Origin of the sequence: Parabacteroides caecihominis (assembly GCF_023656785.1) — a bacterium.
GTDB classification, from domain to species: domain Bacteria; phylum Bacteroidota; class Bacteroidia; order Bacteroidales; family Tannerellaceae; genus Parabacteroides; species Parabacteroides segnis.
The window spans coordinates 308,062-324,382 of the sequence record NZ_JAMOKS010000001.1 but is presented as its reverse complement, the minus strand read 5'-3'; the positions used below and the strand labels follow the sequence as shown (position 1 = coordinate 324,382).

The window sequence follows — 16,321 nt, the reverse complement described above, 5'->3', positions numbered from 1 at the left end:
TACAGTGCAAATATAAATAAATATTTTTAATAATACGCTCCGCAAATAGAAAATTATTTTATATCTATCACAGAAAAGATCCATTTAGAGGGCATTCTTCAAATAAAACAATCTGTAATACAAAACTTTCCTAATTCCGCAAAACACATAATATCGCATATAAACAATGATATACAAAACATAGACACATATATCATATTTATAAGCTTTATTCAACACCTGAGTCTTGTATGAACTCTGGCGTACCCTTATCCTACTCTTTCCCATTCAATTATATCCTAAAGTCGGAAAACATTTCAGATTCTCTATCGAATTAAAATAAAAATATGTATCACCTAAAAATCAATGCTTATGAAAATCAGATGAATCTACCCGAATGCTACTAAACGTACATTGAATGCAAATGCTCCCACGGCTAAAAAACTGCCGTATTAATCGATTTATTTTAAAACAAAAGGATTATTGTATTACTCCTTTATACGATACAAACAAAAATAACATCATTATGAAGAAGAATCTTTTTATTCTAATACTATTCTCTCTTTTACCGGTTATTACATGGGCTCAAGAGAGTATAAGTGTTAAAGGGGTTGTCTTTGATAACCTAAATATGACCGTGCCAGGTGCTTCCGTAGTTGAAAAAGGAACACAAAACGGAACCGTAACGGATATGGATGGTAATTTCACTCTACAAGCGAAAAAAGGATCTAAACTCGTAGTTTCCTTCATCGGATACAAAACGGTTGAAATTACGGCGACAGATAAACAAGTATTAAATATCATCCTTAATGAGGATAGTCAGACATTGGATGAAGTCGTTGTTACCGGTTACTCCGGAACTCAGCTACGTTCCAAAACGACTAATTCCATAGCAAAAGTCAAACAAGAAACATTAAATGTCGGTTTGTTCTCCAATCCGGCGCAAGCACTTTCCGGAGCCGTTTCCGGATTAAAAGTAATCCAATCATCGGGAAGTCCGGGAGCCGCTCCGACAATCGTCCTCCGTGGTGGTACCAACCTCGATGGAACAGGATCACCTCTAGTTATTGTCGACGGACAATTGCGTGACGGCTTAAATGACATAAACCCGGAAGATATAGAATCAATGGAGGTTATGAAAGATGCGGGAGCAACTGCCATTTACGGAGCACGTGCCAGTAACGGTGTAATTCTCGTCACAACTAAAAAAGGGAAGGCCGGACACCGGGAAATAAACTTTAAGGCTAAAGTCGGTTTAAACTATGCTTATATGCCTTATGAGTTTTTAAATGGAGGCGAATATATCTCGGCTTTACGCCAAGCCGTCTATAATGCGGGTAATCTCTTTACCGACAAAAATGGAACTGTAAAAGGCTACGGCCCTTATTCAGGCGGTTCATTGGAAGGGGCACAACCTTATGGTACCGGTAACGTATATGGAAAATCAGTGTACAGTCCTATGTTTTTAAGTAACGAGAACGCTAACCTTCTGGAAAAAGGATGGCAAAAAATGACAGACCCGATCACCGGAAAAGAAATTATTTACAAAGACACGGACCTTGCCAGTTATAACCTGAACAACCCGTCTCTCACTCAGGATTATAACATAAATATGTCCGGAGGAAATGATCGCGCTACTTATTATGCAGGTCTGGGATACAATCATCAGGAAGCCGTCCCTATTAATACTTACTACGAACGGTATTCATTTGTAACTAATGCAAGTTACAAAATTGCAGATTGGCTAACATCCAAATCTTCTCTGAATTACAACCGTGCAAACTGGAAAAACATGCCGGGATCAAACGGGTCGGAAGCAAACTATTTCGGTCGTATCATGTCTTTACCTCCTACGGTTATTTTTGAGGATGAAGAAGGCAACATGCAATTAGGACCGGGAACTGCTGACGGAAACCAGTCCTATCAGCCAGAAAAATGGGAGAATTTTAACCAGTCCGACAAGTTCACGATGGTACAGGCATTCCAGGTTGACCTAATGAAAGGATTAACACTCAACGCATCCGCCAATTGGTATTACGCCGAGCAATTAACAGAATCTTTTACAAAAGATTACGAGAAAACTCCTGGGGTATTCGACCGTACACGCAGCAGCAAAGCTGATTACAGCCGTGATTTCAGACAAACTTACAATGCCGTCCTAAATTTCACACGAACTTTTGCGCGTGATCATAACGTTGATTTAATGTTGGGTACCGAATATTATGATAAATACTACCGGTATTACAAAGCGGAAGGACAGGGTGCACCGACAGATGACTTTGGAGATTTAGGACTTACAGATAAAGGCGAAAACAAACGTACAATAGATTCAGAACATAAACAGCTGAGAATACTTTCTTTCTTCGGACGTTTAAATTATGATTTTAAGAATAAATATCTACTTTCAGCTGTTTTCCGCCGTGACGGTTATTCTTCTTTACTGGGAGACAACCGCTGGGGATTCTTCCCAGGCGTTTCGGCCGGTTGGATATTTGGACGCGAAGATTTTGTAAAAGACAATTTACCAGTCCTTTCCTTTGGTAAATTACGCATGAGTTATGGTATCAACGGAAATGCCTCCGGTATCGGAGAGTATACGCTACAAGGCTCTTACAACACGCAGACATACAATGGCAACATCGGTTACCTGATAGGAAGTTTGCCTAATGCCGGATTACGCTGGGAAAAGACAGCGACATTTGAAGCAGGTCTCGATATGAGCTTTTTTGAAAACAGGCTGACAACCAATTTTACTTATTACAACCGCCTGACTTCCGATAAATATGCCAATCTGAGCTTCCCGACTTCAACCGGTTTCTCCTCTGTAACCAACAACAACGGGGAATTACGTAATCAAGGTCTTGAAATTGAATTATCCGGAAAAATATTCGAGAACAAAGACTGGTCATGGACTGCCAGCGGTAATATTTCATTCAACAAAAATAAAATCGTATCGTTGCCTTATAATAATCTGGAAAGAAACAGACAAGATGCATTCGAAATCTATTCCGGTAATAAACTGCCAGACGGTTCATATGAAAAAATCTGGGTCGGAGGCTATCAGGAAGGATATGAACCTAATGTTCTGTATATGTATAAAGCCGAAGGTATTTACAAATCGAAAGACGAAATTCCAACCAACCTGGTTGACAAACACCTGGGAGACAAGACTCTCTATGGAACAGGAGTATGGGATAACCTGAGCGCAAACGAACAAAACGGTACCAGCAACCTACCGATCCAACCGGGTGATGTTAAATGGAAAGATGTAAACGGCGATGGTGTAATCGACCAGTACGATAGAGTAAAAGTCGGAAATACGGATCCGCATTGGACAGGCGGCTTCAATACGACCTTGCGCTGGAAAGGATTACAACTGTATGCCCGCTTTGACTTTGCCCTCGACTTCTGGATTTATGAGAACTCTGCCCAAAGTAAAACACCTTGGTATATGGGCTGTATGCAAGGTTCCTACAATGTACCGGCCGAATTATACTACGACACATGGTCGGAAGACAATCCCAATGCAAAATATCCGCGTTTCCTTTGGGCAGACCAGTTAGGAAAAGGCAATTATAACACAGCGTCCACCCTTTTCGCCTATAAAGGGAATTATCTTGCCATACGTGAATTGTCGTTAAGTTATTCGCTGCCTAAAACATGGACGGATATGGCTAAAATGCAACAAGCGTCTGTCTCTATCACAGGACAAAATCTCGGATATCTGACCGGAGCCAAGAATGTGGCAACACCTGAAGTGGCGGCCAACGGCCAGGCTGGATCCGGTTATGCCCTGCCCCGCTCAGTTTTATTTGGGATAAACGTTACTTTCTAATTCAATAGCAATAAATAATTTAAAGTATACACAATATGAATATCTTAAAATCAACAATACGATTCGGTGTTCTGGCAACAACAGTTTATCTGTGTAGCGCTTGTGATGCGCTTGACTTGTCGCCTATCGACTATTACGGTAGTTCGAATTACTGGACAAAGCCGGAGCATATCATAGGATATATGGACGGACTCCATAAAAACCTGCGTGACAAAACATACCAGCACCAGTTTATTTTCGGTGAAGTCCGCGGTGGTTCCAATGTGGAAACATTAGCCATAGATGGCACCAGTGTATCCGACCAGGGACTGAAACTACAGAAACTTTCAGCCGTGACTTCAGGCGTGAGCAAATGGGGAGAATTATATGGTCTCATAGCTAATATCAATATTTTCCTTCAAAATACGAAAGAAGCCACTTATATGTCGGATGCCGACAAGGCTTATTACCTGGGCCAGGCCTACGGCTTACGGGCTTTCCACTACTTCGACTTATACAGGACTTACGGAACAGCCCCGTTGCAGCTGGACCCGAACAAAGTTGTAAACGGAAATTTCAATCCGGAAGAATTATACGAAGGCCGTGCAAGTGGTTCCGCCATGATGGCACAAATCAAATCAGACCTCGAAGAATCATTGAAATATTTCGGAGACAACAATTCCTTCGACCCATCCAACAGAAGCAACAAGAAAGCCTATTGGTCAAAGGCGGCTACCGAATGTCTGATGGGAGAAGTATATCTCTGGAATGCAAAAGTGTCGACCGATGACAATCAGGCCAACGAAGCAGATCTGGCAATAGCCAAAAATCATTTATTGAATGTTGTCAACAACTACGGTTTGTCGTTGCAAGAGGATTTTACCAATGTATTTTCCTCTACAAATAAAGGTAATTCCGAAATCATTATGGCTGTACGATATACTGAAGGTGAAGCGACTAACAGTTATACCAGTTTCATGTACAACTATCAAACCGGACAATTCAAAACAATAGGTTATAATAGCGAAGATGGTGTTCTGATGGGCGATACACTTCAGGTTGGGACCACCGCCCAACAACGCCATGAGTTTAAAAAAGAAATGTTCCTGAAATATGATAAAGCAGACAGTCGTCGCGATGCTACATTTCTGGCAGCTTATTATCAGGTTTCCAACGAACATCCGAACGGAGAACTGGCCGGTACTTTCTTAAGGAAAATAATGGGACATTTCAATGTAAGCACTAACCAGTACGTATGGGATGCGGATGCTGTTATTTACCGTTTACCTCTCGTCTACCTGATGCTTGCCGAAATTGAGAATATGCAGAATGGCGATGTGGCTAAATATATCAACATGATTCGCGAACGCGCGTATGGTAATAATTGGAATATTAGCAAGCACGGTTATGTAAATGCAGATTTCACAACGAACGAACTGGCAATCCTCAACGAAAAAGATAAAGAATTCGTTGGAGAAGGACAACGTTGGTGGGATGTACGACGTATGACCCTTACCAAAGGGGGTAAACATTTAGTATTCTGTAAAGAAGGGAGCATCGGAACAACCGAGCCTATCCTAAGCGAAGCAGAGTCATATAAAGTGCTTTGGCCCATTGAAACAGAAATGTTGAACAAAGACCCCGAGCTGGTTCAAACACCAGGTTACGAATAATCTATTTCATCTAACTGTTACCTGTAAACCGACCTGTTTTTATCGACAGCCGGCTTACAGGTAACTTTATACACCATCTAGCACAAATTATTTCATATCGCTACAGCAATTATTAAATTATTTTATTTATATTTGCCTCATATTTAAAATAACACACATAACAACTATTAAATACTGCGTACCATGGAAAAGATTAAAGGTCTGATTGATGCCCCTTTTACTCCGTTTTATGAAAATGGAGAAGTGAATTACGAACCCATTGAAGCCTATGCCAAACTTTTAGCCAACAACGGTTTGAAAGGTGTTTTCATCAACGGCTCATCGGGCGAAGGCTATATGCTGACGGAAGAAGAGCGTATTAAACTGGCCGAAAGATGGATGGAAGTTGTGCCGGAAGGATTCAAAGTAATCGTACATGTAGGTAGTACTTGTGTAAAGACCAGCCGTAACCTGGCTGCCCACGCACAAAAGATCGGAGCATGGGGGATAGGTGCCATGGCTTCTCCGTTCCCTAAAGTAAACCGCGTGGAAGAACTGGTGAAATATTGCGAAGAAATAGCTTGCGGGGCACCGGAACTGCCTTTCTATTATTATCATATCCCGGCATTCAACGGCGCATTCCTTTCAATGGTAGATTTCTTAAAGACCGTAGACGGACGCATCCCTAATTTCGCAGGAATCAAATATACCTATGAAAGCCTTTACGAATATAACCAGTGCAGGTTATATAAAGACGGCAAATTCGACATGCTTCACGGACAGGATGAGACAATTCTGCCCTGCCTGGCTATGGGCGGTGCACAGGGCGGCATCGGCGGAACAACCAACTATAACGGCAAGGAGCTGGTCGGCATCATCACGGCCTGGGAAGCCGGAGACCTGGAAACAGCCCGCGAAAAACAAAACTTCTCACAGGATGTGATTAACGTAATCTGCCATTACCGCGGAAACATCGTAGGAGGCAAGCGTATCATGAAACTGATTGGTCTGGACCTGGGTAAAAACCGTACGCCGTTCCAGAATATGACCGATGCCGAAGAAGCTGCCATGAAAGCAGAACTGGAAGCCATCAACTTCTTTGAAAGATGTAACAAATTCTAACGACTATGGAAGCAAAGACAAACATATCCCAGCCGTCAGAATATCTGGGTTACTGGGAAGAAACATACAAAAACGACCTCGTGAACGATGTCATGCCTTTCTGGCTGAAATACGGCATCGACAAAGAGAACGGCGGTTATTTCACCTGCCTCAACCGGGACGGTTCCCTGATGGATTCGAACAAATCGGTCTGGTTTCAGGGACGTTTCGCTTTCATCCTGGCCTATGCTTACAATCATATAGAGAAACGTGAAGAATGGTTGCAGGCTTGTAAGAATGGCATTGATTTCATCGAGAAATATTGCTTCGATACGGATGGCCGCATGTTTTATGAGGTGACGGCAACCGGCGTTCCGGTCCGCAAAAGAAGATATGTCTTTTCCGAAACATTTGCCGCTATTGCCATGGCGCAATATTCCATCGCATCGGGAGACAAAAGCTATGCAGAGAAAGCAGTCAGCCTCTTCAAACAAGTCCTTCATTATAAAAACACACCGGGATTGCTTGAACCTAAATTCCGCGAAGGCTTTGTCGCCAAAGGACATTCCTTATGCATGATACTGATTGATACGGCCGCCCGCATCCGCGAAGCTATCGACGATGAAATACTGACAAAACAGATAGACGAGTCCATCAACGAACTCCGCCGCGACTTCATGAAGCCGGAATTCAAAACAATCCTCGAAACAGTCGGACCGAATGGCGAATTCATCGACTCCATCCCCGGGCGAACCATCAATCCGGGCCATTCCATCGAGACAGCCTGGTTCATCCTGGAAGAAGCCAAGCACCGCAACTGGGCCCCGGAATTGAAAGAAATGGGACTGACTATCCTCAACTGGGCCTGGGAATGGGGCTGGGACAAAACATACGGTGGAATCACTTATTTCAAAGACTGCAAGAACCTTCCCCAGCAGGAATACTGGCACGATATGAAATTCTGGTGGCCGCAATGCGAAGCCATCATCGCCACACTTTATGCCTATGAAGCTACCGGTGACAGGAAATACCTTGAAATGCACCGGATGATTAATGAATACACATACGCCCGTTTCCCGGACAGGGAATATGGAGAATGGTACGGCTATTTCCATTATGACGGGACATTGTCACAGCCGGCCAAAGGCAATATGTATAAAGGCCCGTTCCACATCCCCCGGATGCTTCTGAAATGTAACCTGCTTTGTAAAGAAATGCTTTCAAAATAAACGATATGAGCAATAAGAAAATCTATCCCTGGGTAGTTGTCGGCCTGTTGTGGGGCGTAGCCTTACTGAACTATATGGACCGGCAAATGCTCTCCACCATGAAAGACGCGATGATGATAGACATCACCGAACTGGAATCGGCAGCCAACTTCGGCCGCCTGATGGCCGTGTTCCTGTGGATATACGGATTCATGAGCCCTGTAGCGGGAATGATAGCCGACAGGGTAAACCGCAAATGGTTAATCGTCGGCAGCCTGTTCGTCTGGTCGTTCGTCACGCTGATGATGGGTTATTGCACCACTTTCAACCAGATTTATTTCCTGCGCGCCCTCATGGGGGTAAGCGAAGCCTTGTATATCCCGGCAGGATTGTCGCTGATAACCGATTACCACCAGGGGAAAACACGTTCGCTGGCAGTAGGCATCCACATGACCGGCCTTTACACCGGACAGGCTTTAGGCGGTTTCGGTGCGACAGTGGCAAGCGCCTTTACCTGGGAAACGACTTTCCACTGGTTCGGGATTGTCGGTATTGCATACAGTGTGATTCTTATTCTGTTCCTGAAAGATAAAAAAGACCATATCGTTCATAAAATCAAAGAGGTGGGCGCTGCCGTCGAGAATCCGGTGAAAGGGGCTCTCAAAGGGATGGGCATGTTGTTTACGAACATCTCTTTCTGGATTATCCTGCTTTATTTTGCAACACCGAGTCTACCGGGCTGGGCTACCAAGAACTGGTTACCGACATTATTCTCCGAGAATCTGTCAATCGACATGTCGGAAGCAGGTCCGTTATCAACGATTACAATCGCTTTATCTTCGTTTATCGGAGTCATTGCAGGCGGTATCTTATCCGATAAATGGATACAGACCAACGTGCGAGGCCGTGTTTATACCGGAGCTATCGGACTGGCATTGACCATTCCATCGCTCTTATTGCTCGGTTTCGGACATAACTTCCTGATGATTGTCGGCGGAGGCTTGTGTTTCGGTATCGGTTTCGGTATCTTTGATGCCAATAATATGCCGATTCTCTGCCAGTTCATCTCACCACGTTACCGGGCAACGGCTTACGGTATCATGAACATGACCGGTGTATTTGCCGGGGCAGCTATTACAGACCTGTTGGGCAGGTCGACAGATGCCGGCAACCTGGGGCACGACTTTGCCATGCTGGCAGGGCTCGTCGCAATCGCTTTACTCATTCAGATTTGTTTCCTTCGACCGAAAGTGGCAAACATGACGGATTAGTTGAAAATAATATGATTATATTTGACTCAGTATTTAACAAACAACACATATAGAACAATCACCATGAAAAAAAGCATCTTTTATCTCTGTCTTCTATTCATCGCACAAACCGCCTTTGCAGCAGACAGCTTGTACGTAAGGGAACAGCAGATTCCTATTCTGATAGACCGTACGGACAATGTACTGTTGGAAATGCGTATTCCCGCTCAGAAGGGAGATGTATTAAATAACTTCACACTCCAATTCGGAGAAGAGACGAACCTGTCTGACATAAAATCCGTACGGTTATTCTATAGCGGCACGGAAGCACCGTCCAGGGAAGGCACGCACTTCAACCCGGTGACATACGTTACCAGTTACACACCGGGTAAGACACGGGCCGCGAACCCTTCTTATTCTGTCAAACAAGATGAAGTTACCACCCCGGCAAAGACAATCAGTCTGTCTTCCAAACAGCCGATGGTAAAAGGCCCCAACTACTTTTGGGTAAGCATCGAAATGAAACCGGAGACCTCTTTATTGTCGAGAGTATCCTTCACGATGCCGGAGGCCACCATCAATAACAAACCCGCAGCCATCGAATGGAAAGGGAAAGCAGAAGCACCCCGCCGCGTAGGTATCGGTGTACGCCAGGCAGGCGACGACGGCTCGGCAGCCTTCCGTATCCCGGGACTGGTTACGACCAACAACGGCACGCTTCTCGGCGTTTACGATATTCGTTACAACAGCAGTGTCGACTTGCAGGAAATGGTCGACATAGGCGTGAGCCGCAGTACGGACAAGGGACAAACCTGGGAGCCGATGCAGGTAGCCATGACTTTCGGTGAGACCGGTGGCCTGCCTCATGCACAAAACGGCGTAGGTGACCCGTCCATCCTGGTAGACGAAAAGACAAACACCATCTGGATTGTTGCTGCCTGGACTCACGGAATGGGTAACGGACGCGCCTGGTGGAACTCCATGCCGGGCATGACTCCCGATGAAACGGCCCAACTGATGCTTGTCAAGAGCGAAGACGACGGAAAGACCTGGAGCGAACCTATCAACATCACTTCGCAGGTGAAAGACCCTTCCTGGTACTTCCTGTTGCAGGGCCCGGGACGCGGCATCACCATGCAGGACGGCACGCTGGTTTTCCCCATCCAATTCATCGATGCGACGCGTGTACCGAATGCAGGCGTGATGTACAGCAAAGACCGTGGCAAAACCTGGCATCTGCATAACCTGGCACGCACCAATACAACCGAAGCACAGGTGGCAGAAGTTGAACCCGGCGTGCTCATGCTCAACATGCGCGATAACCGTGGCGGCAGCCGTGCCGTAGCCGTTACCAAAGACCTGGGCAAGACCTGGACCGAGCATCCTTCAAGCCGCAGTGCCTTGCAGGAACCGGTTTGTATGGCAAGCCTCATCAAAGTGGATGCGGAAGACAACATCACCGGAAAGAAACTGTTATTGTTCTCCAATCCGAACACCACGAAAGGGCGCAACCATATCACGATTAAAGCCAGTCTCGACGGCGGCCTGACCTGGCCGGCAGAACATCAGGTGTTACTGGACGAAGCGGAAGGATGGGGATACACCTGTCTGTCTATGATCGACAAGGAAACAGTCGGTATCTTCTACGAGTCAAGTGTAGCGCACATGACCTTCCAGGCTATCAAGCTAACAGACCTGATTAAATAAATACGATGAAACAAAAACTGTTCATAACACTCATATTATGTGTATGGATACCGATGGCCTATGCTGCCGGTATCCCGCACTTGCTTCCCTGGCCGCAACAGGTAGACTGGAACAGGCAAACATTCTCCGAAAAAGAAATCGCCCTCCAGGCAGAAGGGAATACGGAACAGATAGTTACAGCCTGGTTGCAGGAGAATAACATCAGCATCAACCCCGCCAGCAAATATAAACTACAGGTAAAACTTGTAAAAGAATTGCCGGAAGCAAAACTGAACGCAAACGAAGCCTATAAACTACAGGTATCCTCCCAAGGCATCATCATCGAGGCCACCACGGAACAGGGAGTATACTGGGCCATCCAGACCCTCCGCCAGCTAACGGAAAAGAAAGGGGACAGAGCCTATATCACCGGATGCCGGATTACAGACTGGCCTGCCTTCCGTATCCGCGGATTCATGCAGGACGTAGGCCGCAGTTATATCTCCCTGGAAGAACTGAAACGGGAAATAGCCATTTTATCCCGTTACAAAATCAATGTTTTCCACTGGCATCTCACCGAGAACCAGTCCTGGCGTCTGGAAAGCAAAGTCTTTCCGATGATAAACGACAGCATCAATACAACCCGCATGCCGGGCAAATATTATACCCAGGAAGAGGCAAAGGAACTTGTTGAATTCTGCAAACAACACCAGGTGATGCTGATACCCGAACTCGACATGCCCGGGCACAGTGCCGCTTTCATACGGACCTTCCACCACGACATGCAAAGTCCGGAAGGAATGAAAATACTGAAACTGCTCATAGAAGAAGTCTGCGAAACATTCGATACGCCTTATCTGCATATCGGGACCGACGAAGTGGAGTTCACCAACCCCCGGTTTGTGCCGGAGATGGTCGCATTCGTCCGGTCGAAAGGCAAAAAAGCAATCTCCTGGAACCCGGGCTGGCATTACCAACCGGGTGAAATAGATATGACACACCTGTGGAGTTACCGGGGAAAAGCCCAACCGGGAATACCGGCCATCGACTCCCGTTTCCATTATCTGAACCATTTCGATACCTTTGCCGACATCCGTGCTTTATACAACAGTACCGTCTACGGGCATACCGAAGGCAGCGATGATATGGCAGGCGTCATCCTGGCTGTCTGGAACGACCGTCTGGTACAACCGGAAGAAAACATGATACGGGAAAACCACCTGTATCCCAACATGCTCGCCATAGCCGACCGTGCCTGGCGGGGAGGAGGCTACGAATACTTCGATAAAGAAGGGACAAACCTGCCTTCCGAAGACAGCCGCGCATACACTTCCTTTGCCGAATTCGAACAACGAATGCTCTGGCATAAAGAGCATCATTTCAAAGGATACCCATTTTCATACGTAAAACAGACAAACGTGAAATGGCGCATCACCGATGCATTCCCCAACAACGGCGACCTGAATAGCGTGTTCCCGCCTGAAACGGCCTTGCAAAACAGCTATACCTATGACGGGAAAACCTACGAAACAAACGAAACTATCGGTGCCGGAATCTATCTGCGCCACGTATGGGGCACACTCGTTCCCGGCTTTTACAAAGACCCGAAAGAAAACCATACCGCTTATGCCTGGACCTGGGTATATTCGCCCAAAGACCAGGAAGCTGGTGCCTGGATAGAATTCCAAAACTACGGCCGTTCGGAAATGGACCTGGCGCCACCGCAGGGCAAGTGGGACTACAAAGGCAGCCGCGTATGGCTGAACGACCGGGAACTGCTTCCGCCGGAATGGACTGCGACACATACCGTAAAATCGAATGAAACCGCGCTGGGGAATGAGAACTGTGTTGCCAGGGAACCACTCAGGGTACACCTGCAAAAGGGATGGAACAAGGTTTTCCTGAAACTTCCCGTCGGAAAGTTCACGCTTCCCGAAGTCAGGCTGAACAAATGGATGTTCACATTCGTCTTTGTCACCCCGGACGGTGAAAAGGCGGTAGACGGCCTGGTCTATTCACCGGATAAAAAGAAATAAACAGACTATCATACAATGAAAAAAACTCTTTTACTATTATGCCTGTTACTTTGCACAACTGCCTACGGTCAGAATAAGATTAAGGTAGCTTGTGTAGGTAATAGCGTGACATACGGCGCAGGCATAGAGAACCGGGAGATCAATTCTTATCCGGCTCAACTGCAACGCATGCTGGGAGACGGCTATGAAGTGGTGAATTTCGGTAAAAGCGGTGCCACGCTGCTCAACAAAGGACATCGCCCTTACTGCGAGCAGGAAGAATACAAAGCGGCACTCGACTTTGCCGGCGACAGGGTAGTCATCCACCTCGGACTCAACGATACCGACCCGCGCAACTGGCCCAACTACCGGGATAATTTCGTGAAAGACTACCTTTCCCTGATAGCGTCGTTCCGCGAAGCTAATCCGGATTGCCGGATATGGATTTGCCGGATGACACCCATCTCACACCGGCATCCGCGTTTCAAATCGGGTACCCGCGACTGGTACTGGATGGAGCAGGAGACAATCGAAGAAATAGCCCGGCTGGCCAACACCGGACTGATCGATTTGCAGGAAGGCCTGTACAACCGCCCGGACCTGTTGCCCGATGCCCTTCATCCGAACACGGAAGGAGCCGGTATCCTCGCCAAAACGGTTTACGGGGAACTGACCGGTAACTACGGAGGCCTCCGTATGCCTGCCACTTACTCCGACAATATGGTCTTACAGCGGGAAAAACCCTTGCTCGTCTCCGGGACAGCCAATGCCGGCGAGAAAGTAACCGTGCAAATTGCCGGACAAAAGAAAGAGTCTGTAACCGCCTCCAACGGCAAATGGTCTGTCACGCTCGACCCGTTACAGGCAGGAGGTCCTTATGAACTGACAATCGAAGCCTCGCCCGCCACAGAGAAGAAAAGCAAAAAGAAAGCACAGGCTTCACAGAAACTGACCTATAAAGAGGTACTGGTCGGCGAAGTATGGCTCTGTTCCGGGCAGTCCAACATGGCTTTCCGGGTAGACGAACTGGCAGACAGCCAGCGTAAGGAACTACTCGAATATGCGGACAGCCAGCCACAAATACGTCTCTTCAATATGCAGCCCCGCTGGTATACAAATGCGGTGGAATGGGACATTTCTGTCATGGATTCCCTCAACCGCCTACAATATTACCACGATACCCGGTGGACACCATGCAACGAACAGACAGCCGATAAGTTCTCGGCCGTAGCCTTTGCCTTCGGACGGATGTTGTCGGACAGCCTGCAAGTTCCGGTCGGACTCGTCCTGAATGCCATCGGGGGGTCGGGTACCGAAGCCTGGATAGACCGGAAAACACTGGAATTCAAATTTACCGATATACTGTATAACTGGACACAGAACGACTTTATCCAGGACTGGGTACGCGGTCGTGCGGTTCTCAACACGAAGAAATCATCCGACAAACTGCAACGCCATCCGTATGAGCCTTGCTATCTATACGAAACGGGAATCCAACCATTGCAGCAATATCCGATAAAAGGAGTCATCTGGTATCAGGGCGAATCGAATGCCCAAAATATCGAAACGCACGAACGTTTGTTCCCGTTGCTGGTGGAAAGCTGGCGCAAAAACTGGGGAGAAGAGTTTCCGTTCTATTACGTTCAGCTGTCGAGCATCGACCGTCCGAGCTGGACCTGGTTCCGCAACAGCCAACGTGAACTGATGGAGACGATTCCAAACAGCGGCATGGCCGTCAGTAGCGACCGGGGAGATTCGTTGAATGTGCATCCGGTATACAAACGCGAAATAGGGGAACGCCTGGCCCGTTGGGCACTCAACAAGACATACGGACATCCACTCACTCCGTCAGGTCCTTTATTCCGTTCAGTCGAATTCAGGGACAACGCCGCCTACATCACCTTCGATTACGCCAATGGCCTGCACACCTCCGACGGACAGCCGATACGCACATTCGAAATAGCGGAACACGACGGGTTATTCTTCCCCGCCCAGGCCGAAATAATCGATGGAAAGGTGAAAATCCGCAGTGAGAAGGTTACGAATCCGAAGCTGGTCCGCTACGGCTGGCAACCATTCACCCGTGCCAACCTGGTCAACAGCGATGAACTCCCGGCTTCAACATTCAGAACAAAGAAACAATAGTATCATGTACAACAAATCCATATTAACCGGATGTCTTCTCCTGCTGGCAGTCATGTTAGCCGGATGCAGTCAGCCACCAACATCTAAACCGAATCATATGATTACCTGTACCTGGAATAAACTACCCGATTTGCCGGGCATGGCAGACACCGCCTCATTAGGGGTTTCAGCCCCTTTTGTCGGCATCAGTAACGGAATGCTGCTGGTTGCCGGCGGTTGCAACTTCCCCGACAAACCGGTCACCGAGGGAGGAGCCAAACGATATTACAGCGATATATTCGCCCTCGACCTTTCAGACAAAAACGCCCAATGGCAAAAAGCCGGTAACCTGCCTCTTCCTGTTGCCTACGGAGCCTCCGTCACGACACCGGAAGGTATCGTCTGCATAGGGGGAAACAACAGCACCGATTTTTTAGCCGATGTCTATCTGCTGTCCATGTCCAGGTCCGATGAAAAGGCACATATTTGCAAATTGGATACACTTCCCGTATCGATGGATAATCTTTCTGCGACCTATATCGACCACACGATATATGTAGCCGGAGGAAATGAGAACGGGAAACCCGGCCATAGCTTCTATTCAATGAAACTGAACAAAAACCTCGATGGAAACTGGGAAAAACTGCCGGACTTCCCCGGTCAGGCACGCCTTCAACCGGTCTTAGCCGCCCAACAGTCGGCCGACGGAGTACGTATTTACCTGTCGAGCGGCTTTCAGCCCGTTTCCAAGGATGCGTATGGAAAGGATGTGGATGCAATTGTCTCTTCAGATATGCTCTCATACCATCCGGCTACAAAAAGTTGGACTACGGAGACTAAATTGCCTCCAGTCAAAGGCCAAGTCTGGCGTACCTTCACCGGAGGTTGCGCAGTTGCTTACGGCGACAGTTCAATCCTACTTATGGGCGGCGTCAACTACGGCCGTTTCTTAACAGCCCTCAACCGTTCCATCTATATGGAGCGGGCCGAAGAAAGATTAGAGTTCGAAGGACTCGAAAGACTGATAAAAGAGGGAAAAGAGTATATGCATTATCCGGTGGAATGGTACAAATTCAATACATTCCTCTTACAATACAACACCTTTACCAAAGAATGGACCGAGCAGGGAGATTACGAACAGTTGGCCCGTGCCGGGGCAGGAGCCGTATTGAAAGGTGACAGCCTCATCATCGTCAACGGTGAACTGAAGCCGGGTATCCGGACACCGCAGGTGAATTATGCAGAGATTAAATAGTTTTACATAAAGTTTCTGAAAACAATCTGCCATCTGTCACATCTTCCAATAAACTACTATCAACCAACAAATATAAGGTTGCAGATACATTCTTTTCATCTGCAACCTTATCTGTCATCTGCCACCAACACAGATGCTCCGGGTAAGAACTAACCCGAATATAGTATACAACTAACTTCAAAGTAATAAGGAACTAGTCTGAAAGTCCTTACCCACTAAAACTACCCTGTACAGGAT

9 protein-coding genes are annotated in these 16,321 nt (G+C 46.9%); all 9 read left to right on the top strand.

Annotated elements, in window-relative coordinates:
- Positions 1-505 precede the first annotated feature (505 nt).
- Positions 506-3,814 carry a SusC/RagA family TonB-linked outer membrane protein gene (locus NBH14_RS00955; RefSeq protein ID WP_186957968.1) on the top strand — a complete coding sequence of 1,103 codons (3,309 nt, stop codon included), beginning with the start codon at positions 506-508 and terminating at the stop codon, positions 3,812-3,814.
- A 35-nt stretch (positions 3,815-3,849) separates the two neighbouring features.
- Positions 3,850-5,466 (top strand): RagB/SusD family nutrient uptake outer membrane protein, encoded by a 1,617-nt coding sequence (locus tag NBH14_RS00950; protein WP_186957967.1) that lies wholly within the window; start codon positions 3,850-3,852, stop codon positions 5,464-5,466.
- A gap of 183 nt (positions 5,467-5,649) precedes the next feature.
- On the top strand, positions 5,650-6,567 hold the full coding sequence (locus tag NBH14_RS00945) for a dihydrodipicolinate synthase family protein (RefSeq protein ID WP_009860539.1): 918 nt from the start codon (positions 5,650-5,652) through the stop codon (positions 6,565-6,567).
- Between the two features lie 5 nt (positions 6,568-6,572).
- On the top strand, positions 6,573-7,775 hold the full coding sequence (locus NBH14_RS00940; protein ID WP_186957966.1) for an AGE family epimerase/isomerase: 1,203 nt from the start codon (positions 6,573-6,575) through the stop codon (positions 7,773-7,775).
- A gap of 5 nt (positions 7,776-7,780) precedes the next feature.
- The gene (locus tag NBH14_RS00935; RefSeq protein ID WP_186957965.1) at positions 7,781-9,025 is read left to right on the top strand and encodes an MFS transporter; all 1,245 of its coding nucleotides are present in this window, start codon (positions 7,781-7,783) and stop codon (positions 9,023-9,025) included.
- A gap of 63 nt (positions 9,026-9,088) precedes the next feature.
- Entirely contained in the window at positions 9,089-10,711 is a 1,623-nt protein-coding gene (locus NBH14_RS00930) for a BNR-repeat neuraminidase N-terminal domain-containing protein (RefSeq protein ID WP_186957964.1), read from the top strand.
- Between the two features lie 53 nt (positions 10,712-10,764).
- Entirely contained in the window at positions 10,765-12,726 is a 1,962-nt protein-coding gene (locus NBH14_RS00925) for a family 20 glycosylhydrolase (protein WP_436277950.1), read from the top strand.
- Positions 12,727-12,741: 15 nt separating this feature from the next.
- Positions 12,742-14,850, top strand: a complete 2,109-nt coding sequence (locus tag NBH14_RS00920) for a GDSL-type esterase/lipase family protein (RefSeq protein ID WP_250817044.1) — start codon at positions 12,742-12,744, stop codon at positions 14,848-14,850.
- A 4-nt stretch (positions 14,851-14,854) separates the two neighbouring features.
- Positions 14,855-16,084 carry a cyclically-permuted mutarotase family protein gene (locus tag NBH14_RS00915; protein WP_186957961.1) on the top strand — a complete coding sequence of 410 codons (1,230 nt, stop codon included), beginning with the start codon at positions 14,855-14,857 and terminating at the stop codon, positions 16,082-16,084.
- The last annotated feature ends 237 nt before the right edge of the window (positions 16,085-16,321 follow it).

What these genes read in the sequence shown, in the direction of transcription:
- NBH14_RS00945 (WP_009860539.1), top strand. Translation starts at nt 5,650, where the DNA reads ATGGAAAAGATTAAAGGTCTGATTGATGCCCCTTTTACTCCGTTTTAT.
- NBH14_RS00940 (WP_186957966.1), top strand. Translation starts at nt 6,573, where the DNA reads ATGGAAGCAAAGACAAACATATCCCAGCCGTCAGAATATCTGGGTTAC.
- NBH14_RS00935 (WP_186957965.1), top strand. Translation starts at nt 7,781, where the DNA reads ATGAGCAATAAGAAAATCTATCCCTGGGTAGTTGTCGGCCTGTTGTGG.
- NBH14_RS00950 (WP_186957967.1), top strand. Translation starts at nt 3,850, where the DNA reads ATGAATATCTTAAAATCAACAATACGATTCGGTGTTCTGGCAACAACA.
- NBH14_RS00920 (WP_250817044.1), top strand. Translation starts at nt 12,742, where the DNA reads ATGAAAAAAACTCTTTTACTATTATGCCTGTTACTTTGCACAACTGCC.
- NBH14_RS00955 (WP_186957968.1), top strand. Translation starts at nt 506, where the DNA reads ATGAAGAAGAATCTTTTTATTCTAATACTATTCTCTCTTTTACCGGTT.
- NBH14_RS00930 (WP_186957964.1), top strand. Translation starts at nt 9,089, where the DNA reads ATGAAAAAAAGCATCTTTTATCTCTGTCTTCTATTCATCGCACAAACC.
- NBH14_RS00925 (WP_436277950.1), top strand. Translation starts at nt 10,765, where the DNA reads ATGGCCTATGCTGCCGGTATCCCGCACTTGCTTCCCTGGCCGCAACAG.
- NBH14_RS00915 (WP_186957961.1), top strand. Translation starts at nt 14,855, where the DNA reads ATGTACAACAAATCCATATTAACCGGATGTCTTCTCCTGCTGGCAGTC.